General features: G+C 61.7%; 20 protein-coding genes. 7 read left to right on the top strand and 13 right to left on the bottom strand.

Translation table 11 applies throughout. The annotated features are described in order from the left end of the window. Positions 1–107: 107 nt before the first annotated feature. The 3 genes from fepB to AC1Z36_RS01200 form a co-directional block, all read right to left on the bottom strand. Complete coding sequence (gene fepB / locus AC1Z36_RS01210) at positions 108–1,133, bottom strand: Fe2+-enterobactin ABC transporter substrate-binding protein (RefSeq protein WP_332488396.1); 1,026 nt, start codon at positions 1,131–1,133, stop codon at positions 108–110. Positions 1,134–1,287: 154 nt separating this feature from the next. Beyond that, complete coding sequence (locus tag AC1Z36_RS01205; RefSeq protein WP_426735737.1) at positions 1,288–3,054, bottom strand: lipase family protein; 1,767 nt, start codon at positions 3,052–3,054, stop codon at positions 1,288–1,290. Between the two features lie 112 nt (positions 3,055–3,166). Then, positions 3,167–4,360 carry a siderophore-interacting protein gene (locus tag AC1Z36_RS01200; RefSeq protein ID WP_426735735.1) on the bottom strand — a complete coding sequence of 398 codons (1,194 nt, stop codon included), beginning with the start codon at positions 4,358–4,360 and terminating at the stop codon, positions 3,167–3,169. A gap of 207 nt (positions 4,361–4,567) precedes the next feature. Between AC1Z36_RS01200 and AC1Z36_RS01195 the strand changes: the two genes are divergently transcribed. Further along, positions 4,568–4,906: a zinc ribbon domain-containing protein YjdM gene (locus AC1Z36_RS01195; RefSeq protein WP_332488402.1), complete on the top strand. Its 339-nt coding sequence runs from the start codon at positions 4,568–4,570 to the stop codon at positions 4,904–4,906. A gap of 135 nt (positions 4,907–5,041) precedes the next feature. On the opposite strand, the gene AC1Z36_RS01190 is transcribed toward AC1Z36_RS01195, so the two are convergent. Continuing rightward, positions 5,042–5,638, bottom strand: a complete 597-nt coding sequence (locus tag AC1Z36_RS01190; protein ID WP_133834332.1) for a CGNR zinc finger domain-containing protein — start codon at positions 5,636–5,638, stop codon at positions 5,042–5,044. A 103-nt stretch (positions 5,639–5,741) separates the two neighbouring features. Here AC1Z36_RS01190 and AC1Z36_RS01185 point away from each other — a divergent pair, with 103 nt between their 5' ends. The 3 genes from AC1Z36_RS01185 (at position 5,742) to AC1Z36_RS01175 (ending at position 9,023) form a co-directional block, all read left to right on the top strand. After that, the gene (locus AC1Z36_RS01185; protein WP_332488435.1) at positions 5,742–6,797 is read left to right on the top strand and encodes an LLM class flavin-dependent oxidoreductase; all 1,056 of its coding nucleotides are present in this window, start codon (positions 5,742–5,744) and stop codon (positions 6,795–6,797) included. 60 nt (positions 6,798–6,857) lie between these two features. Then, entirely contained in the window at positions 6,858–7,487 is a 630-nt protein-coding gene (locus AC1Z36_RS01180; RefSeq protein WP_105657973.1) for an isochorismatase family protein, read from the top strand. 153 nt (positions 7,488–7,640) lie between these two features. Further along, positions 7,641–9,023: an FAD-dependent oxidoreductase gene (locus AC1Z36_RS01175; RefSeq protein WP_483561573.1), complete on the top strand. Its 1,383-nt coding sequence runs from the start codon at positions 7,641–7,643 to the stop codon at positions 9,021–9,023. On the opposite strand, the gene AC1Z36_RS01170 is transcribed toward AC1Z36_RS01175, so the two are convergent. From AC1Z36_RS01170 to purS, 5 genes are all read right to left on the bottom strand, one after another. After that, positions 9,015–9,686: an NADPH-dependent F420 reductase gene (locus AC1Z36_RS01170; RefSeq protein ID WP_105657975.1), complete on the bottom strand. Its 672-nt coding sequence runs from the start codon at positions 9,684–9,686 to the stop codon at positions 9,015–9,017. The two genes, AC1Z36_RS01175 and AC1Z36_RS01170, sit on opposite strands and share 9 nt — an antisense overlap. Positions 9,687–9,702: 16 nt before the next feature. Next, complete coding sequence (locus AC1Z36_RS01165; protein ID WP_105657976.1) at positions 9,703–10,746, bottom strand: LLM class flavin-dependent oxidoreductase; 1,044 nt, start codon at positions 10,744–10,746, stop codon at positions 9,703–9,705. 244 nt (positions 10,747–10,990) lie between these two features. Beyond that, positions 10,991–13,306: a phosphoribosylformylglycinamidine synthase subunit PurL gene (purL, locus tag AC1Z36_RS01160; RefSeq protein WP_105657977.1), complete on the bottom strand. Its 2,316-nt coding sequence runs from the start codon at positions 13,304–13,306 to the stop codon at positions 10,991–10,993. Beyond that, on the bottom strand, positions 13,303–14,055 hold the full coding sequence (purQ, locus tag AC1Z36_RS01155; RefSeq protein WP_105657978.1) for a phosphoribosylformylglycinamidine synthase subunit PurQ: 753 nt from the start codon (positions 14,053–14,055) through the stop codon (positions 13,303–13,305). The genes purL and purQ overlap by 4 nt, the downstream gene beginning before the upstream one ends. After that, positions 14,055–14,306 (bottom strand): phosphoribosylformylglycinamidine synthase subunit PurS, encoded by a 252-nt coding sequence (purS, locus tag AC1Z36_RS01150; protein ID WP_102598679.1) that lies wholly within the window; start codon positions 14,304–14,306, stop codon positions 14,055–14,057. The genes purQ and purS overlap by 1 nt, the downstream gene beginning before the upstream one ends. A 220-nt stretch (positions 14,307–14,526) precedes the next feature. On the opposite strand from purS, the gene AC1Z36_RS01145 reads away from it, so the two are divergent. Next, a complete protein-coding gene (locus tag AC1Z36_RS01145; protein WP_181148880.1) occupies positions 14,527–14,937 on the top strand; it encodes a YchJ family protein in 411 nt (136 codons plus the stop codon). Positions 14,938–14,940: 3 nt separating this feature from the next. On the opposite strand, the gene AC1Z36_RS01140 is transcribed toward AC1Z36_RS01145, so the two are convergent. Next, a complete protein-coding gene (locus AC1Z36_RS01140; RefSeq protein WP_105657979.1) occupies positions 14,941–15,933 on the bottom strand; it encodes an ankyrin repeat domain-containing protein in 993 nt (330 codons plus the stop codon). A gap of 179 nt (positions 15,934–16,112) precedes the next feature. Between AC1Z36_RS01140 and AC1Z36_RS01135 the strand changes: the two genes are divergently transcribed. Continuing rightward, complete coding sequence (locus AC1Z36_RS01135; RefSeq protein ID WP_483561572.1) at positions 16,113–17,243, top strand: methyltransferase domain-containing protein; 1,131 nt, start codon at positions 16,113–16,115, stop codon at positions 17,241–17,243. On the opposite strand, the gene AC1Z36_RS01130 is transcribed toward AC1Z36_RS01135, so the two are convergent. Genes AC1Z36_RS01130 through AC1Z36_RS01120 form a run of 3 tightly spaced genes read right to left on the bottom strand, consistent with a single transcriptional unit; the run spans position 17,240 to position 20,229 of the window. Continuing rightward, entirely contained in the window at positions 17,240–18,817 is a 1,578-nt protein-coding gene (locus AC1Z36_RS01130; RefSeq protein WP_105657981.1) for a cation:proton antiporter, read from the bottom strand. The genes AC1Z36_RS01135 and AC1Z36_RS01130 overlap by 4 nt on opposite strands. A gap of 48 nt (positions 18,818–18,865) precedes the next feature. Beyond that, complete coding sequence (locus tag AC1Z36_RS01125) at positions 18,866–19,297, bottom strand: hypothetical protein (protein WP_105657982.1); 432 nt, start codon at positions 19,295–19,297, stop codon at positions 18,866–18,868. Positions 19,298–19,329: 32 nt separating this feature from the next. Further along, on the bottom strand, positions 19,330–20,229 hold the full coding sequence (locus AC1Z36_RS01120; protein ID WP_105657983.1) for a 3-methyladenine DNA glycosylase: 900 nt from the start codon (positions 20,227–20,229) through the stop codon (positions 19,330–19,332). Positions 20,230–20,306: 77 nt separating this feature from the next. On the opposite strand from AC1Z36_RS01120, the gene AC1Z36_RS01115 reads away from it, so the two are divergent. Beyond that, complete coding sequence (locus AC1Z36_RS01115) at positions 20,307–20,861, top strand: DinB family protein (protein ID WP_105657984.1); 555 nt, start codon at positions 20,307–20,309, stop codon at positions 20,859–20,861. Positions 20,862–21,007: the final 146 nt, after the last annotated feature.

Genomic DNA, 21,007 nt, shown 5'->3' with positions numbered 1-21,007 from the left:
GCTAGAAGATGCTCTGACTTGAACTATAGGCAGTGGAGCGGACCATTTAGCCTTCCATGATCCGTGTTGTGGCGTGAGGTCGGATGTACCGGCTTCAAGGAATGCTGCTACTCGAGCTCAGAAGAGCCCAGACCTGGAAAATCGTGTTCGAAATAGTCCAAGATCTTCTGGGTTGCGTAGTAGTCCAGAAGGTGGGCAGTGGTGAGCGGGAAGACGCTGCCGCTCTGCACCGATGGCAGCTGGGCTAGTGATTCATCCGAGGTAAATGCCGTGGTCGCTTTCTTGTTTGCGGCCAAGAGGAAGGTGGCATCTCCAGTGAGCGTTGCTGGCAGATCCCTGTAGCTGACGAAACTGAAATCTTCCCTTGGCTGTGTGGAAGTGTCGAACTTCTTTGGCGTGGATGCCACCGTGAAGCCGAGTCCTCTGAACAGCTGCGCATGCGGCCCGGTGGTTTTAGCGATCGGGGATATGCCATGGGCTGCGTAGGAAATGATTGAAGCCGTGGTTCCGGATGGGATTGCCAGCGTGCTTCTCAGTGCTGAAACCCGTTCGTTAATGGCTGCAGAGTTCTGCTCTGCTCGTTCTTCGGTACCAGTGGCTTCCCCGAGCAACTTTGAAAGTTCGTTCCAGTCCTTATCTGCGTAGTCCACGACAATGGTTGGTGCAATCTTCCTCAGCGCACCTACGTTGTCGACTTCGGAGTCTGCACCTGTTGCCGCCACGATGATGAGGTCGGGTTTCTGGTCCTCGATTTCTTCCAGATCGAACTTCCCGATCTCGTAGAGCGGATCAACTTTGCGGTCCGAGGCAACATCAGCCCAATGCTTGAAGAAACCGTCGCCATCGGTATCAGGCCCCGCCGGCGCCGTTGCGCTGGCAATGACCGGCGCGTCCAGGGCCAGCAGTGAACCCGTGAGTCCTACCGAGGTCGAGACGATACGTTCAGGTTTTGCCGGGATCCGTATGGGGTCATGCATTGAATCAGTCAAGGTGCGTGGCCAATGCCCGGCTTCAAATGCCGCGGTGCCCGCATCTCTCCCTTGCTCGTCAGGTAACGCCGCGCAAGAGCCAAGGGAAAAGGCCAAGATGCCAAGGCACAAGGCAACTGCGATTCGGGACAAGCTGGGACGCACTAGGATTCTCCTGGGCCGACGGCCAGAAAATGGCTAGGCGGCATTGAACGGCAATGAATTACTGGAAGTCTTTCCGAACCTATTTTATGTTCCCCAGACACGGGCCCGTGCGCTGGTACAAGAACAAAAGGAATCAGAGTGGCATCGCAAACGGTTATTTCCTGCACAGGGTGGAGCCTTCAGGGAAAGCTGGCTTCCCCTCAAGCAGCGAGTGGGTGAAGGCGACAAGATCTTCATTGAGTGCCGAGTCTGCCCCGACGAGCGGCATGTGGTCCAGTCCGGAGTACTCGAGGTAACCAATCTGGGCATCCGGGGTGCAAGAACTTCTGAAGAACTCGCGCTGCATCGAGGGCAAGACCAATGAATCAGCAGCGCCCTGGGCAATGAACGCCGGGTAGCCCGCCGGAACGATGGACGAATTGCGTTTCAGCACCGAGTGCAGCTGGCCGTCGAGAGCCTCGGAACTGAGAATCGGTTCGAAGAGCTGGCTGGCCTGGGCCAACCCGGTCAGCGCGCCCGTACCGGAAAAGCAATTCTGGGATAGCTGGTTTACCGCCATGCGAGAACGGGTCGTCAACCGCTCGTCGATGCCCAGATCCGGATACAGCTGGTTCCAGCTGGCGGCAATGTAGCTGGAAATGATTTTTCCCGCCGCGGTATCAGCAACCGACTCGGCCAATTCCGGAAGGTTGGTTGCCGGGGCCATGGCGGCGATGCCGAGAATCTCCAGGTTCGGAGCGTAGTCCCCGGCGGCTTCAGCCGTAGCCAGAGCCGCATGCCCGCCCTGGGAATGGCCCCACACTACGCTGGACTGTCCTAGCCGGACTCCTCGTGAATGCAGGTCTTGCAGCTGACCTGCAGCAAGAGTCGCGTCAAGCACCGCGTACGCCTCGGCAGCCGGAATCAAATAGGGATGAGGGCCGGCGGTGCCCAAGCCGACGTAATCGGTAGCGACTACTGCCCATCCGCCAGCCAACATGGTTTCACGGGCAGCAGCTGGACCATCATCATAAGGATTCGGTCCCATGGACAGCGCGCACTGGGACATGACGCCCTTGGTCCCATTGGCCCATGAGATGACAGGTAGGGTTCCCGTGGCGGACTCGGCCACGGTCACCACGCCCGAAGCTATTGCAGGAGAGCCATCGTGACCTTGCGTCGTATACAGAATTCGCCAGGCGAGAGTGTTCGGCGGAGTGCTCTTGGCCAGCGGTTCAGCGCGCAGCAACTGGCCATGGGCAGCAGGAACGCTAGCTGGCGGCAAATAGAAATCATCCGCGGCGGCCGTATCGCTTTGGCTATGCAGAAAAGCGGTGATCGTTCCGAGCCCGAGCACGGCGACGAGGCCAATGGCGCTCAATCCTGTCAGGCTAGCGCTACGCGCAGTGCGGAGCCAGCCAGGAATTGCCGGAAGGCGAGGCCGGAGAAAAGACCACAAGCAGTGGACTCCCAAAAGGAATAACCAGCCGCCGAAAGCGACGCCGAGCACCCACAAGGAAAGCCTGGGCCAAAACATCACCAGAGCCGCGCCAAAGACACCGGCAAGTGCTGTGAGAGCGCCGCGGAAGGAATACTGCCGCTGCCCGCGGAGCACCGCTGCCAGTCTGAGCACTCCGCCCAGGAGAAGAACCAGTGAAGTCGCCAAAGCCAGGACCGGCAAGCTGGCGCGATGCCAGAGCGGGAGGGCGACCCCGCTGAGCACCAGCAGGCCGCCCGAAAGCATCACTGGCCAGCGGCGAACGGAGTCCTGTTGAGCCTCGGCAAGGCGCACCAGGCCCGCAATCAACAGGCCAGCGCCCAGCAGCCAAATGATCAGCCGGACCGCGCTCGCCGAGTTGAGCATCAGGACGAGTCCGAGGGCAATCAGCAAAACACCGCCGAGAAAGCGCGCGAAATTGCTGGTGCAATCGGGCTGAGCCATGGACACTCCTCGGATAACCAGTGCGGATGCGATGCTTCCAAGGTTATCCGGAGTTAAAGAGCTTGTCCCTGTGCGTGCCGTTGTGATGCTGCGGATCACTCTGATCCAGCTTTTAGCGGCGTAATCTCCCCTCGCGCAGGGTCCAGTAAGAGGAAATGTGGGAGGAACGCTTGTCGAGGTGCCAGTGCCGCGCAACTTGGCTGATCTCTTTAACCGTGGAACGCTCGGCATGAGCGATTAGCCCAAGCCGCAGAGGGGGCAGCGGCAAGGAACGGAGCTCATCGGCCAGCAGTGAGCTGCGGCCCGCCGGAACGCCGTCACGCGGCAGCCAGCGTAAATCAACGCCTGGAGGATGTTTCACGTCAAACATTGCGTTCTGATCGGCAACTTCGAGCAACGCTAGACCGCGCGCATCCGAGGGCAATGCTTCGAGGGCTTTGCAGATCGCCGGGATGCCTGCTTCATCCGCGGCCAGCACGTAGTAGTCGGCATTCAGCGACAATGATGACTTGCTCCGTGAGGGGGAAATAACCAGTGGGTCCCCGGGCTGCGCTGTCCCGGCCCAATGGCCAACAGTCCCAGGCTCCCCATGAACTACGAAGTCGATCGCAATTTCCGGCACAACCGCGTTGATCCAACGTATCGTGTACGACTTGGAACGCGGAACCTGGTCGCGGGGCAGGCGCTGCCGCAAGGCGCGCAGATCATAGGGAGGCTCTAATCCGAGGGCGGGGTCAGCGGCAAAGACTTTCACGTATTCATCAATCGCCCCGTTGGAACGGTAGCCATCCAGATCGGGGGCGCCAGCGATGATGCGCACCATCTGGTCGTTCAGCTGTTCTACCCGGGTGATGGTCAGAATGTGCTGATCCACCTTTTCCCTTGACGGATCCAGATATCCCAAGGCGGGGGTGTGCTGGGCCAAGGGCTCCTCGTAGGTTTCCGAGTAGCTGCGCGTCTGCGCAGGAGCAAATGGCTGCGGGGCAAGCTGCTGCGCGGGCCCCTGCGCCGTTGAGTGGTGGTAGTGCTTGAACGAGGTGCGCAGTGTCTTATCCAGGACTTTGCGTGCCGCGGTGAGTGCCGCCGCGGCGCCGGCACGTTCGGCAGCGGCCAGCAATTCGTCGGTTTCCTGCTCGTTGATCACAGAGCTGTTGCCGATGTTCCGGTACAGCTGCTCTTTGGCCATCGCGTATCCTGCCTTTGCCCCGGCCTTTTCGGCCTGAGCGAGGATTTCCAGGGTGAGCCCTTCCCTTGGCGTCACCGTGTACTGCGGACCGTAGCTCTTGTACTTGTGGTGCTTAGACATGGTGTGCCCCTAACCCGGCCGGTGTGGGCACCAGCCTGTATGCCTGAGTATGGGGTATATCCGGCGTGGAAAACAAGTAATTTCAAGCTGGAGGGCAGGAAGTGTTCAAGGCCTGGGGTTCGTGCCATTTCCAGCGCGGAATTCCGGGGATTATTCGATATCCGATTCATTCGACATGGGGCATATCCGCTCACTAAAATCAGCTTCATGTCTGATACCTTGCCACCGTGCCCTGAATGCTCCAGCGAGTACACCTACGAAATGGATGCCCTGCTGGTCTGCCCAGAGTGCGCACATGAATGGAACGCTGAGGCCGAAGCTGTCGAAGCAGTGATCAAGGATGCTGTCGGCAATGCGCTGCAGGACGGAGATACCGTCAGCATCACCAAAACCATGAAGGTCAAGGGCGCGCAGAGTGCGCTGAAGGCCGGAACCAAGGTGCGCAATATCCGCTTGGTCCAAGGCTCTGGCGACCATGATATCGCCGCCAAGGTGGACGGCTTCGGCCAGATGGAACTGAAGTCTTCCATCGTCAAGAAGATCTAGGCGTTCCGCCCGCAGTTCCTCAGGCTCCCAGCATCTACGGATGGTGGGAGCCTTTAGTGTTCCATGCTGCTTGGCACGTGCCGCGGCATGCAAGGTGCTCGGCTGCGTCGCCGGCGGGAATCCTCAGGCCATGGGCTAGGCGGCAGAAGAATCCTGCTGGCTCTTCTTCTTGGCGTACGAACGGGCCGCCCGCACGCGATCACCGCAACGCGTGGAGCACCAATGCCGGCGGCCATGGGTCTTGAGCAGGTAGCGGGTGCATGGCTCGGCTTCGCATTGGGCCAGCAGGCCCGCTTCTTCGCTGCTCAGAAGTGCTGCGGCGTCCTCGGCAAGTCGCGACATGGCGTGCTCGGTCAATTGCGTGGCGGGGTGTTCCAATGCGCGGAAGAATCCCTTGCCCGGCTCATGGTGCAGCAATGGGGTGCTCGGTGCTGCCAGCAGTGCGGCGTTGATGCCCTGCAGCACTTCCCGGGCCACGGGTGTGCCCGTGGCGATGGCATGGAAAGCTTTCCTGATCTGGCTGCGAAGGGTGACCAGCCGATTCTGGCAATAGCTTTGCAGCGCCGCTTCCTGGGGCACGAGACCCCGCACGATGAGCCATTGCGTGGTGTCCGCCGGGCTAGCCAGCGCGTCGAAGCTCTTGCCGCCAGGCAGCTGGATTTCGCTGTTGGCCAGATCGATGCTGCAGTGCTGCGCGGTTCCGGGGCTCGGGGGAAGGGGCATCTGGGACATGTTCCTCATGGTATCAGTATTGCTTTACCGTGATCACCTGCTAGTGTGTGTATCACGGTAAAAAGTAGAAATAACATGAGAAAAGAGGTTGGCCTTGCAGCCAGTGCCACGATTCGGCTCCGCTCCCTTCGCCCTGTCGGTTCACACCGGAGGCGGACCCGGTGTAGGGCAAACCGCCCAAGATGGCCTGCAGGACACCATCGATATCGCCAAGGCTGCGGATCAATCCGGATATCACCGTTTCTGGATGTCCGAGCACCATGCCATGCCCGCGCTGTCCGTGGCATCGCCGCTGCTGATGATGGCCCGGCTCACCGCCGACACCCAGCGGATCAGGTTGGGCGCGGGTGGAGTGATGCTGCCCAACCATGCGCCGCTGGTGGTCGCGGAGCAGGTTGGCATGCTCGAAGCGCTGGCTCCGGGGCGCATCGACCTGGGTGTCGGGCGCGCGCCAGGTACCGATGGGGCCACCGCGGCCGCGTTGCGCCGCGGAACCGGAGCCAACGAAACCTTCGACGAGCAACTGGCCGAGCTGGTGGGATTCCTGAATGATGATTTCCCTGCAGGGCACCCCTACAGCGAAGTCCATGCAGTGCCCGGCCCGTGGCAGAACGAGCAGAACCGCCTGCCCGCACCGGAAACGCAGACCCCGTTGTGGATCCTGGGCTCCTCGCCGTATTCGGCGCAGCTGGCCGCGCGGCTGGGCCGGCCCTACGCCTTCGCCTTGCAGTTCGGCGATGCCGATATCGACACCGCGCTGCGCATCTACCGCGAGAACTTCGTGCCTTCGGCAGTGCTCGACCGTCCGTACGTGCTCATCAGCCAAAGCGTCATCGCGGCCGAGGATCCAGAATACGCCCGTGCCGAGGCCTCGACCATGGCGATGGCCATGCTGCGGATGTTCAAGCGTGAACCCTTTGCACTGCTATCCGCCCAGGAGGTCGCAGGATATCCGGCCACGCTCAATGAGCGAGCGATCATTGACATGTACACCAACCGCACCCTGGCCGGCACGCCTTCCGAAGTGGCCCAGCGCCTGGAAGCGCTGCAGCAGCGGACCGGAGCGGATGAGTTGATGATGGTCCTTGGCAGCCACACCCCTGGCGCAGCGGTGCAAACCGTGCAGCTCATGGCCCAGCACTACCGGCCGGCTAAATAAAACCTGAAACACCCGGTGCCGTATGGCGCCATCTCGACACATCGGAAAGAGGAACTCACTATGTCCGCACCACGCAGAGCACTAATCGTCATCGACGCACAGCAGGAATACTTTGATGGCCTGCTGCAGATCCAGTACCCGGATCGCGAGCAGTCGGTAGCCACCATCGCCAATGCCATGGACGAAGCGGCAAAGGCCGGGATCCCGGTGGTTGTCGTGCAGCACCAAGCGCCCGAGGGATTCCCCGTCTTTGCCCCGGAATCCGCTACCTATGCCCTGCACCCGCAGATCCAGGATCGGATGGAAGCTGCAGAGCACCAATTCTCCAAGAACTATGCCAGCATCTTCGCGGGTACAGGCCTGGAAGAGTGGCTTCGCGAGCGTGAAATCACCACGTTGACCCTGGTGGGCTACATGACCAATAACTGCGTGATCGGTTCTGCCGCGGCTGCCGAACCGCTGGGGTTCACCGTGGAAGTGCTCTCCGATGCTACCGGCGCGATCGAAATTGTCAACGCTGCCGGTTCCATCCCCGCCCAGCAGGTGCATGAAACCCTGATGGCCGTGCTGAATTCCAGCTGGGCTGCGGTGGCCCCGACCGCTACCTGGATCGAGGCAGTGGCCTCGGGTGCTGCACTGCCCGGCGATAACCTCATCGAATCAGCTGCTCGTGGCCGTGCCGGCCAATAGCCAGGTGAGCGTCCTGTAACTGGCGGATCGCATCTTGCAAAGGGTGTGGTCCGCCATTTTTCATCTCCGGGCTGTCCGGGCAAAGGTTGACGGAAGCGGCCTGCGGGAACAAGACTCGTGCTAGGACAAGACGGCGACAGCTAGGGGATTATCGTGGGTTCGGCAAACGCGGACGGAAAGCTCGATGCGATCGTGATCGGGTGGGGCAAAGGCGGCAAGACCCTGGCAGGTACCCTGGCCAAGGCAGGACAGCGGGTGGCGGTGATCGAGCAGTCCTCCCAGATGTATGGCGGCACCTGCATCAATATCGGTTGCGTGCCGACCAAGGCCTTGATCCATGATGCCGAATCCCGGGATGGCGCCGGATACGACCAGCAGGTCTTCCAGGAGGCCGTCCAGCGCCGGGACAAGCTCACCGCCATGATGCGCGCCAAGAATTTCTCCATGCTCGACGACCTGGAGTCGGTGCTGGTGGTCAATGGCAAGGCCGCATTCACCGGGCCTCGAAGCATCAAGGTCAGTGCCGGTTCCGAAGGGCTGGAACTGAGCGCAGGGAAGATCATCATCAACACCGGCGCGCTACCTGCGATCCCGGACATCGAAGGAGCGCAGATCGGCGGGCGGGTGCATGACTCCACAACGATCCAGCATGCCCAGCTGCCCAAGGCCCTGGCTGTGGTGGGCGGGGGATATGTCGGCATCGAGTTCGCCTCGATGTTTGCCCAGTTCGGATCGAAAGTCACCGTGCTGGATCGCGGGAGCCGTGCGCTGTCCAAGGAAGACCCGGATGTGGCCGGGGAAGTCCAGGCCTGCCTGGAAGATGCCGGAGCCGAGATCATCAGTTCGGCTTCGGTGCGTTCGATCAGCCAGGACGAGCAAGGCGCCACCGTCAGCTACGAGCGTCGGGGCGAGGTGCACCAGCTGCAGGCGGATGCCGTGCTGATTGCGCTTGGGCGCGTGCCGAATACTGCCGGTCTGGGGCTGGAAGCCGCCGGGGTCCAGACGGGCTCCCGCGGGGAAGTCGCGGTTGACGAGTTCCTGGCCACCAATGTCGAGGGCATCTATGCCCTGGGCGATGCCAACGGCGGACCCCAGTTCACCTATGTCTCGCTCGATGACCACCGGGTCTTGGCCAGCCAGTTGCTGGGAGACGGATCACGCAGCACCAAGGACCGGGTTGCTGTTCCGTACACCATCTTCACCACTCCGCCGCTGGCTCGCGTTGGCTTGAGCCAAGAGCAGGCAGCGCAGCAGGGGTTCCAAGCCAAGATCGCGGTGAAGAAAGTTTCCGAGATCGCCGCGATGCCGCGCCCCAAGATCGTGGGCGACCCGCGGGGCATCATCAAGTTCGTCATCGATGCGCGCAGCGACCAGATCCTCGGAGCGGCGCTGATGCACGTGGACTCCCAGGAGGTGGTCAACCTGGTGGCATTGGCCATGCGGCAGCACATGACTGCCGCTGAACTGCGCGACCAGATCTTCACCCACCCCTCGTCCACCGAAGCGCTGAACGAGGTGCTCGCGCAGCTAGGCTGAGGCCTGGACCTGCGCGGCATCGATGAGTTCGGCGAGCTCGGCCCGCGGCTTGTTCGCGCCGAAAGCAGGCTGGCCCGGCTGCAGGCGCAAGCCTTCAGCCAAAGGGCCGATCGGCAGCGGATCAAAGCCGAAATCATCAACGATCAGTGCTACCTGATCGACGTCGGCGCCCAGATCACCGGCGATCGCGATGGCCTTGCGGCGCTCGGCGCCGGCTGGACGGGACTCGTCCTCGAGGTCGTGGTAGCCCATGTGGTTGAAGGCCTTGACGATCCGCGAACCTGGCAGGAACTCCTGGATCAACTTGCTGGTGGACACCGTGGGGTCGTTCAGGTCCTCGTGGATGCCGTCGGTTTCCCACCAGTAGTTCATGGCATCGATAACCAGCTTGCCTTCAAGCTCGGCAGCCGGAATATTCTGGTACTTTCCCAGAGGCAAGGCCAGTATGGCAATGTCGGCTTCCCGTGCGGCGGTTGCCGGATCCACGGCCACGGCACCCGGAGTCAGGATCTCAATGGTCAGGGCAATGGCGCCGGGGTCGCCGGAACCGGCGATGAGCACCTTGTAGCCGGCCTGCAGGGCGCGGCGGGCCAGGACCGTGCCGATCTTCCCGGCGCCCAGGATGCCGATGGTCTGCTGTGTCATTTTCTCTCCTTCAGGCATGTCTTCGAATCCGGGTTTAGCTCTCGGCAAGCATTTCGCGCACCAACGGGATGACCTTCTCGCCGTAGAGTTCCACTGCACGCAGGCGGGCGCTGGCTTCTACTGCGCCGCCCGAGTAGATCAAATCGAAACGGCCGATATCCAAGGTCTTGATGGTCTTGGCGATCTTGCGCGCCACGGTTTCCGGAGAGCCCACGTACAGCGATCCTTCGCTGATTTCGTGCTCGAATTCGCCGCGGCTCATTGGGCTCCAGCCGCGGGTGGCGCCGATGCGGTCGCGCTGCTCCTTGTAGGCGTCGAACATGTGCTCGCGGGCCAACTCGTCGGTTTCTGCGACGAAGCCAGGTGAATGCAGGCCCACCGGCAGGGTTGGGTGCCCGAACTGGTCGTTGGCCCGGCGGTACAGGTCGATGTAGGGTGCGAAACGCTCGGGGGAGCCGCCGATGACTGCTAGCATCATGCGGAATCCGTAGTGCGCCGTGCGGATGACCGACTGCGGGGAACCGCCCACTCCCACCCAGGTGTTCAGGCGGCCGGACTCGGTCTTCGGGAAGACTTCCATGTCGGTCAGCGCTGCACGCTTGGTTCCCTGCCAAGTCACCGGCTTTTCGTCGAGCAGCTTGTGGAACAGGTCGATCTTCTCGTCGAAGAGCAGTTCGTAGTCAGCCATGTCATGGCCGAACAACGGGAAGGACTCGGTAAAGGAGCCGCGGCCCAGCATGACTTCGGCACGGCCGTTGGACAAGGCATCCACAGTAGCGAAGCGCTGGAAGACGCGGACCGGATCGTCGGAAGACAGCACGGTCACGCCGGATCCGAGGCGGATCCGCTCGGTCGCCGTGGCAATGCCCGCCAGAACGGTCTCGGGGCTTGAGATGGCGTATTCGGGGCGGTGGTGCTCGCCGACAGCGATCACATCGACGCCGGCCTGATCGGCCGCGATGGCTTCCTGGACCGTGGCGCGGATGCCCTGGGCATGGGTTACCAGCTTGCCTGACTTGTCGCTGGGTACGTCGCCAAAGGTGTCGAGGCCGAATTCGATGTTCTCGAAGGCGTTCATTGCGTGCTCCCTGTAGTCCAGAACTTTGTTGATGCATCAATCATGACTCAAAGTTATTGACGTGTCAACTATATCCGGAGATTGCGCCTCGACCGGTCTCCAGCCCAGCCGCACAGGCGCCAGAACGCATCGGACTCGGGGCTGGAGCAGACCTTGGAGCACTGCTTAGCGCCACATCATCCAGGCATGCAAAACGGCGGCTCTCCTCGATGAGGAGAACCGCCGTCCAGGGGTGGGCCAGAAACTAGCCGAAGTACTTCTTCATGGTGCCCTCGGAAGCCTCGCGCAGCTCGTCCACCGAAACGGTGAACTCGCCCTGGACTTCCAGGACGCCGGACTGCGCATCGACAATGCCCATGCGGGCCACGGTGACACCGCGGGCACTGGTCATGTCGTTGAAGCGGACCTCTTCGCTGCGTGGAACGGCAACCAAGGCGCGTGCCTGGGACTCCGAGAACAGCGCGGTGAAGGAATCGATGCCGTCACGCTGCTTGATCTCGTCCAGGGCCACGCGGGCGCCAACGCCGTAGCGCAGGACCATCTCGGACAGCGCTGCAAGCAGGCCGCCCTCGGACAGGTCGTGCGCGGCGTCGATCATGCCGTCGCGGCTGGCGTTGATCAGGATTGCGCCCAGTGCCTTCTCGGCAGCCAGGTCGACCTTTGGCGGCAGGCCGCCGAGGTGGCCGCGCAGGTTGGCGAACTCCGAGCCGTCCAGCTCATCGGCGGTGGTGCCGATCAGGTAGATGGCCTGGCCGTCGGCCTCTTCGCGCCAGCCCGAAGGGGTGCGGCGAGCGACGTCGTCGAACTTGCCCAGGGTCGCCACCACAGGGGTTGGGTGGATGGCCTTGTCGCCGGTCTGGTTGTACAGCGAGACATTGCCGCCGGTGACCGGGACGCCGAGCTCCATGCACGCATCGGACAGGCCGCGGATGCCCTCGGCCAGCTGCCACATGACATCCGGGTCCTCTGGGGAGCCGTAGTTCAGGCAGTCCGAAACCGCCGCAGGGATCGCACCGGAGGTGGCGACGTTGCGGTAGGACTCGGCCAGCGCCAGCTGGGCGCCGGCATACGGGTCCAGGTAGGTGTAGCGGCCGTTGGCATCGGTGGCGATGGCCACGCCGAGTCCGGTGGACTCGTCGATGCGGATCACGCCGGCATCATCCGGGGCGGCCAGCGCGGTGTTGCCGCCGACGTAGCGGTCGTACTGGTTGGTGATCCAGGACTTGTCGCACATGTTCGGGCTGGCGATCAGCTCCAGGGCGGCGGCCTTCAGCTCTTCGCCGGTAGCTGGCAGGTTGGCGCCGGCTTCCGAGGACTTGAAGGTGTCAGCCTGCAGCGCATCCTGCCACTGCGGGCGGGCATACGGGCGGTCGTAGACCGGGCCGTCGTGGGCGACGGTCTTCGGGTCCACATCCACGATGACTTCGCCATTCCAGGTGATGATCAGCCGATCGGTGTCGGTGACCTCGCCCAGCCAGGAGTACTCCACGTTCCACTTGGCCATGACGGCCTCGAACGCTTCGATGTTCTGCGGGGTGACTACGGCCATCATGCGTTCCTGGGACTCCGACATCAGGATTTCGCCCGGGGTCAGGGTGGAATCGCGCAGCAGCACGTTGGTCAGCTCGACCTGCATGCCGCCTTCGCCGTTGGAAGCCAGTTCGCTGGTGGCGCAGGAGATGCCTGCGGCGCCCAGGTCCTGGATGCCCTCGACCAGCGAGGCCTTGAACAGTTCCAGGCAGCACTCGATGAGCACCTTCTCGGCGAACGGGTCGCCCACCTGCACCGCAGGGCGCTTGGAGGGCTTGGTGTCGTCGAAGGACTCCGAGGCCAGCACCGACGCGCCGCCAATGCCGTCGCCACCGGTGCGCGCACCGAAGAGCACGACCTTGTTGCCCACGCCCGAGGCGTTGGCCAGGCGCAGATCCTCGTGGCGCAGTGCGCCCACGGCCAGTGCGTTGACCAGCGGGTTGCCCTGGTAGATCGGGTCGAAGACGGTTTCGCCGCCGATGTTCGGCAGGCCCAGCGAGTTGCCGTAGCCGCCGATGCCCGAGACCACGCCGTGCACGACGCGCTGCGAGTCCTCGTGGTCGATCGCGCCGAAACGCAGCGGATCCATCACGGCGATCGGGCGGGCGCCCATGGAGATGATGTCGCGCACGATGCCGCCGATGCCGGTAGCGGCACCCTGGTACGGCTCGACGTAGGAAGGCGAGTTGTGGGACTCGATCTTGAAGGTCACGGCCCAGCCGTCGCCCAGGTCGGTGACACCGGCGTTTTCGCCCATGCCGACCATCAGGTCCTTCTTCATTTCCGGGGTGACCTTCTGGCCGAACTGGCGCAGGTGGTTCTTGGTGGACTTGTACGAGCAGTGCTCGGACCACATGACCGAGTACATGGCCAATTCAGCGGCGGTCGGACGACGGCCCAGGATCTTCACGATCTCGGCGAACTCGTTGTCCTTCAGGCCCAGCTCTGCCCATGGCAGTTCTACATCCGGGGTGCCCGCTGCGTTATCGACGGTGTCGATATTGAATTCCTTAGTGGCTTCCTGGCTCACTTTTTGCCTCCAACAAGGTGGGTCAGAACGCTGGTGAAGAATGCCAGCCCGTCGGTGCCGCGGTGGTCCGGGCCGAAGCCGGCCTCAATGGCGTGCTCCGGGTGCGGCATCAGGCCGACAACGTTGCCGGCCTTGTTGCTCACGCCGGCGATCGAGCGGCGCGAGCCGTTCGGGTTCCAGCCCACGTAGGAGAACGCGATGCGGTTTTCAGCTTCGAGCTCGTCCAGGACCTTCTCGTCGGCCACGTACTGGCCATCCTGGTTCTTCAGCACGATGGTGATTTCCTGGCCTGCTTCGAAGCCGTTGGTCCATGCGGTCTGGTTGTTCTCCACGCGCAGCAGCTGATCGCGGCAGATGAACTTCAAGTGGTCGTTCTTGATCATCGATCCGGGCAGCAGGTGCGACTCGGTGAGGATCTGGAAACCGTTGCAGATGCCCAGCACGGGCAGCTTGGCATGGGAGTTCGCGGCATCTGCGATCTTCGCCATCATCGGTGCGAAGCGGGAGATCGCGCCGGCGCGCAGGTAGTCGCCGTAGGAGAAGCCGCCGGGGATCACCACGGCGTCGACATCCTGCAGGTCGGTGTCGGCGTGCCACAGGGACACCGCTTCGGCACCGGCTGCGCGCACGGCGCGAGCGGCGTCGCGGTCATCGAGGGTGCCCGGGAAGGTCACCACGCCGATGCGCGCTCCGGAAAGTTCAGTGCTTGGCGTTGAATAGTCGCCAATCAGGGGAAGTTCGGCGCTCATTAGTCTTCGAATACCTCGACGTTGACGACATCTTCGATCACCGGGTTGGAAAGCAGGGTTTCTGCAGCCTCGCGAGCCTGGGCGAGGATTTCTTCGGTCACCTCGCCGTCCACGGACAGTTCAAAGCGCTTGCCCTGGCGGACAGCTTCGAAGGAGGTGAAGCCTAGGCGGGGAAGAGCTCCCGCGATGGCCTTGCCCTGAGGGTCAAGGATTTCTGGCTTGAGCATGACATCTACAACGATGCGGGGCATCCGGCATATCTCCTGTTGGCGAGGTTAAGTTAAATGCCACACGGAGATGCCGTCTCACACCAGGGGGATTTGGCGCTCCGCGAGCTTGCCTTCATAGTCTACCCGTGAATGTGATGGGGAAAACGTCCCTGTGCGCGATAGCACCGATATCCTGCGGTTTAAGTCATGTGATCTTAGGCTCACGGGTTGTCGAAGCGCGCTCGACGCGTATGCTGAAACTGTGAAAAATGCTAGTCAAACCGTCTGCGCCTGCCGAGCCCTGGACGCTGTGAAGCCGTCCTACGAAAACTGCTGCAAGCCCTTGCATGACGGAAGGGAAGATGGCTCCTTGCTGCCGCAGACCGCGGAGCAGCTGATGCGCTCACGCTACAGCGCCTTCGTGCTGGGGCTGTCGCAGTATTTGCTGGCGACCTGGCATGAGAGCACGAGGCCCAAGGAACTGGACGTGGATTCGCAGATGCGCTGGACCGGCTTGGAGATCATTTCAACCCGTGCTGGCGGCGCGGCGGCCTCCCGCGGGGTGGTTGAATTCGCTGCCAACTATCGCGACGGCCGGCATGAAGCGCAGCAGCATGAGGTCAGCACCTTCGTGAAGCAGGACGGCGCCTGGTTCTACCTCGACGCCCTCTAGGACTCAGCGCTTGGCTGCGGCCTGCAGCATGGTCAGCATCTGGCTCTGTTGGCGTTCACGCGCTAGCTTGAATGCATCAGAACCGGAGTGGTCCTCCAAATGCGGGTCTGCCCCGTTGATAATCAGCAAACGCGCGATGGTGATGGCATTGGCGGTGCCCTGGCCCAGGACAATGGTTTCGTGCAGGGCCGTCCAGCCCAGGTCATTAACCTGGTCTACCGGGATATCGGTGCGGAGCAACTGGCGCACGGCCTGAACCCGGCCATTCTCGCTGGCGACGGTCAAGGCGGTCCCGCCCATGCGATTTACCGCCGTGAGGTCGGCCCCGCCGTCAATGAGAAGCTTCAGCGTTTCAACCTGGCCATTGGCGCTCGCGCGCAGGAACGGCGACTCGTAGAAGTCGTCCTTCTTGTCGGGATCCGAGCCTGCTTCGAAGAGGGTCTTGGCGATGGCAGGGTTCTTGTTGATGACTGCACGCATCAGCGCGGTGCGACCGGCCTCGTCCTGCGCGTCGAGGTCAGCTCCATCCTTGAGTGCTGACTTGACGTCCTTCAGCTTGCCTCGATTCACTGCAGCGAACAGCTGTGTGGTGGCCTTGGACATTTCGGCCGCTGAACTGGGAAGCGCCTTGATGGAGGCACCAGTGTTGGCACCCGAGGCCAGGGGCGACAGCGATGTCTTGGAGCTTTCGGGCTTGGCCGGAGTGCCGGCGGGCTGCTTGGCTGAATTGCTCGGAGTCGTGGTGGGAGCAGTGGCATTGTTCCCGGTTGGAGCCGGAAGCGGGACGCTGGAGCTTGCTGCGGCCTTGCTCGGAGCGGGCAGGGATTTTTCGGTGGCACTGCTGGAAGACGGGGCGGGAACCGGGGTGGAAGAAACTTCATGAGCCTGGGGTGAAGAAGCGGCGCAACTCGTGCAGGCGCCGATCACGGCAGCAAGGGGGAGTGCAAGCAATGCAATGCCACGGCGATGCGTGGATAGCCCGGTATGAAGTGCCATCTGTCCTTTCGCGGTTAAACAACCCTTCCCCGTATGGCTTTCGCATCATGCAGGGATTCTGCTCAGTAACTTTTGATCAATTGAGAGCTTAGCGGCCAAAGCTGAAAATTTGCGGTCAATCAGCGCCAAGATTTCTCTGTGCTCGGTGCCGGCCGATCTTCGCTAAAATCATAAGCACCATGGAATGCCTTTACTTTTCTGCCTCCCGTTGCCGCTCATGCACCTTGATGACGGTGCCTTACGCCCATCAACTGCAATCTAAGGTGGCGGATTGCCAGCAGCTGCTGGCCGGCTTCCCGGGCCTGGAATTCCTTCCGCCCCAAGCCAGCAGCGAACAGGGCTTCCGCAACAAAGCCAAAATGGTCATTTCCGGAACCACCGGCCAGCCGACCATCGGCATCCTGGATGCCGACGGCCACGGTGTCGATCTGCGCAACTGCGGAGTCATCGCAGCACCGCTACGTGCCGTATTCCCGGTCATCGAGCAGTTCATTCATGATCTGAAGCTCATTCCCTACGACGTTCCCAAGCGCAAGGGCGAACTCAAGCATGTGATTCTCACCCTGTCGGATACCGGTTCGGTGATGGTCCGTTGGGTATTGCGCACCAAGAAGCATTTTGTGGCACTGCGTGATTCGCTGCCGCAATTCCTTGAGCAGCTTCCACGCCACAGCGTGGTGTCGGTGAACTTCTTGCCTGAGCACAAGGCAGTGCTGGAAGGCGAAGAAGAAATCATTCTTACCCGCCGAACCACCTTGGAATTCGGGCTGAACGGCGTACCGATGCACCTGCGCCCCCAGGGCTTCTTCCAGACCAACAGCGAGATCGCTGCCGCCTTGTACCGGCAGGCCCGCCAATGGATCAACGATGCCAACCCCGAAAGCGTTTGGGATCTGTACAGCGGGGTGGGTGGTTTCGCACTGCATTGCGCTACCGAGGACCGTACCGTGTACGGCATCGAGACCAGCGGGGAAGCCGTTGAATCGGCAAAGACCAGCGCCAAGACCATGGAGCTGGATGACATCCATTTCAGGGTCCAAGACGCAACCGAATTCGCGCTGGGTGCCGGCTGGGCGCCAGAGGCGGTAATCGTGAATCCTCCGCGCCGCGGTATCTCCGCAGAGCTATCGAAGTGGCTGAACGAGTCCGATGTCCAGCACATCATTTACTCCAGCTGCAACGCGAAGTCACTGGCCAGGGACCTGGAGCGTTTGGAGAACTACGCTCCGCAGCAGGCTCGCGTCATGGACATGTTCCCGCAGACCAGCCACTACGAAGTCATCGTGAAGCTGGAGCGCAAGGCCGCCTAGCGATCCAGGGTTGCGGTGCGTCGGTCAAGGCGGCCGACAATCTCGTCAACGATGTGCGGGTCGATATTCGGTTCGCGGCGGGCCTTGAGCAGCTCGTCGCGGGCGGCTTCCAGGGCGATGGCCTGGATCGAATCGGCCTTGGCGATCACCGCGCGAATCTGCGTGTACTTTTCGTCCGAGATCGCATCGTGCGGATCCGGGTCCTTGGCCAGGATGGTATGCAGCGAGTTCATGCGCCGGCGCACTGCCTGCTGGTAATTCTCCGGCAGCTCTTCGAGCTGCACGTTCTTGCGCAGCGCCGCCAGTGCGACAGCCTCGGCGCGGCGGGCCAGGGCCCGGCGGGCACGCTTGGCATCTTGCTCGTTGTTGCGCAGCTTCAGCACGCGCATCAGCGCTGGCAAGGTCAGGCCCGGGAGCACCAAAGTGCACAGCAAGACGGAGCAAGCGGCGACCACCACGAAGTTGCGTCCCTCGATGGCCGATCCATCCGCTGCGACCTTGGGCAGTGCCAGGGCCAAGGCCAAAGTCGCCAGCCCGCGCATGCCGCACCAAGTGAGCACCAGCGCATCCTTGCGCGCAGGAATCTTGGGCTTGCTGCGGTTGGGCAGGTAGTAGGTCGCCAGCATCCACAGCGCACGCACTGCGATGACCACGAAGCAGATCGCGGCGATGCCCGGGATGAAGCCGATCAGGTTGCTGCCTTCCTCCTGGATCACCTGGTTCATCTCGATGCCCATCAAGCCGAAAGCCAGGCCGGTGGCCAGCAGCTCGAGCACTTCCCAGAAGGATTGCCGGGTTAGGCGTTCGGCAGAGTCCTGGGGGCGGTCCCGCCGCACCATTTCAAGGGCCGTCACCACCACTGCGATGACCCCTGAAATATGCAGCTCCTCCGCAATCATGTAGACCGCATAAGGTGCCACCAAGGTGGCCGCGCAACGCGCTGCCAGGTTGGGAACGAAGCGGTTCAAGGCGCCGATGGCCCAGCCCATGGCCAGACCCAGGACTACCGCCCCTGCGGCACCGAGCAGGAACTGCGGAATGATTTCGAGTCCGACTTCCGAGCCATTCAGGGTTGCCTGGACGGCCAACTGGAAGATCACGATGGCCATTGCGTCGTTGAACAGGCCCTCGGTTTCCAGCAGGGACGTCAGGCGCCGCGGCATTTTCACCTTGGTGGCAATTGCATCCACCGCGACCGGGTCAGGCGGGGCCACTACTGCGCCCAACGCCAATGCCAGCGGAATGGAAGCGATGGGGGAGAAGGCCAGCGCGGTAGCGGCCACGGTGCCTGCTGTCACCACGATGAGCACCACGGCCAGCCGGATCAGGGCCTTCCAGCGGAAGCGGAACACCGACCAACTGCTGCGCTGGGCCGTAGCGAAAAGCAAAGGCGGCAAGAAGATCGGCAGGATCAGCTCGGGCTCAATATGCATTTCGGGCATGAACGGCAAGAAACCTGCCAGCGTCGCGAAAATCAGCATCAAGATCGGGTAGGGCAATTTAATGCGTTCCCCGATGCCGACAATCAGGATCGTGGCGAATAGCAGCGCGATAACCAGCAGGAAAAACTCCATAGTCTTACTATTCTAGTTTCTCCGCGCAGTTATTCAGGGGTTATCGACTCATGTTTTCACGGAACCGAGTAGAAACGAGGCGGCATCCCAACGATCGATGGCGCAGCCGTTATGCCGGGAAAAGCTCGTATTCACCGTCTCGCCGTGCAGGGTTCCGCTTATTTCGGCCCGTTGCGGTCCACCGTATATTTCGGTGCAGATTTCCTGGGGATCAACTTCTCCGGCAATGGCACCGGGTTCAAGCTCGAGCTGCAAGCAAGCTTTGGATGCGTTCGGCAATGTGCTGGATTCAGCGGCTTGTTCGCCGGTGCATTCCAGGGAGTACTGCTGTGAAATTTCGCTGCCGTCATCGCGAATGGTGATTTCCAATTGGGTCTGCGGCCCCTGTCCGATGCTGGTGGCGCAGGAAGCCAGCGAGAGGCTCACGCAGCCGAGCGCGATACCGGCCGGAATCAGGCGAAGGCCCCGTGCAGTAACCATGGATCAATCTTGCCTGCGGCCGCGAATAAGTTCTAGTCTTCCGGGAAGATTGGCAGGTTGTTGGCGACTTCCAGCAATTGATTGCGCAGCGAGTCGGCACGCTGGGCAAATTCCTTTTGCAATCTCACGTACGCGGCCTTGCCCTCGGGAGTTTCAATGCGGATGGGTTCATGGCCCCAATCGCCCAGATCATAGGGGGACGCCTGCATATCCATGGTGCGAATGTCCCAGGCGAGCTCGAAGCAGTCCATGACCAAGTCGCTTGGCACCGCAGGGGAGAGCTTATAGGCCCACTTGTACAGATCCATGTTGGCGTGCAGGCAACCGGGCTGTTCCAGGTCGCGCTGGGTTTCCCTGGTCGGCTGCAGCTCGTTGAGCTCGATCGCCTGGGGAGTGTAGAAGCGGAATGCATCGAAGTGGGTGCAACGGATCTTGTGGGTTTCCACCACTTCGTCGGTTCCCTGCGCACCCAAGCGCAGCGGGAGGTATTCATGGCGGATGCCGTTGGCCTCGGATTTGTAGGCCATCGCCCATTCATGCAGGCCGAAGCAGGAGAAGTTTCCTGGCCGCTGCGCGGTGCCGGCCAGAATGATGCGGGCGAACTCGATGGCCCGGGCACGCGCCTTGCCGAATGCCTCCGCATCGAAGTGGTATCCCGTACCGTGGCCGGTTTGGACTCTGCGGTAGAACTTCCACTCGCCGCGTTCTTGGGCCGCGTCTCCGGCTAGAACCACGTTCATCCCTGGATGCCAGCGGTAGAGCTGGCCCGGCTTTTGCGTGTAATAGGTGAACAGGAAGTCCTCGATGGGATGCTTCTTGCCCTTCATCCGCCGTTCCACGAAAGGTTCGCCAAAGGCCCGAGCCCGTGCTTCATGCTCAGCGGCATGCGGCATCCACTGCGAGGGTTCCAAAATGGCGGCGGTCAGAGGCATACTTCTAATTATTCAATTCATGGGCCGATGAAACCAGTTTGGTACGCCAACTCACACTTCTCGCAAAGGGGTACGCCATGGAAATCCTGCCTCCCTGGGAACCGCCAATGAGCGGCTCCGACCAGCAGCATCTGTTCGGGATGCTTGACAGGCTGCGCGCCACTTTCAGATACAAGGCCGACGGGCTGGACATCGAACAGCTGGCAACCAAGTTGCCCAGCAGCCAGCTCAGCCTGGGCGGATTGCTCCAGCATCTTGCCCTTGTCGAAGATGAGAAATTCACCTACTTCATTGCCGGGCAACGACCTGAAGTCCTCCTTGGGTTCACTGCCAACGGGCGCGAGCACTTCGTGGTTGATCTGGAAGAGGATCCGGAGAATCTTTATCAACGCTACGACCGGGCCGTGGCCAAAAGCCGAGGAATCCAGCAGTCCGTTATCGAGGAAAGGAAGCTGGACACGGGCTCGGGGTTGGCCTTCGAAGGCAAGCATGCGTCGATACGCAGAATCATCTGCGACCTGATTGAAGAGTATGGGCGGCATGCAGGGCATGCGGATCTCTTGCGTGAAGCCATCGACGGGCGGGTGGGCGAGGATCCTCCCTTCGACTATCTTCCTGCATGGTATGCCTAGCTTTCTGGTTGCATTGGCAGCCGCTTCGGGCAACAGCCGGTCCGTTAGTTGTCCGCAATCAAGCTCTGTCCAGAAGTTCTTGTTCCTGCTCCAAGTCTGCCGGGATAGCGTGCTGCAGGAAACCGAGGGATTCATTGCGGCGCCGG

Source organism: Glutamicibacter sp. BS14 (genome assembly GCF_056934375.1).
The sequence above is the reverse complement of the archived record's forward strand: the minus strand, read 5'-3'. Positions and strand labels throughout refer to the sequence as shown.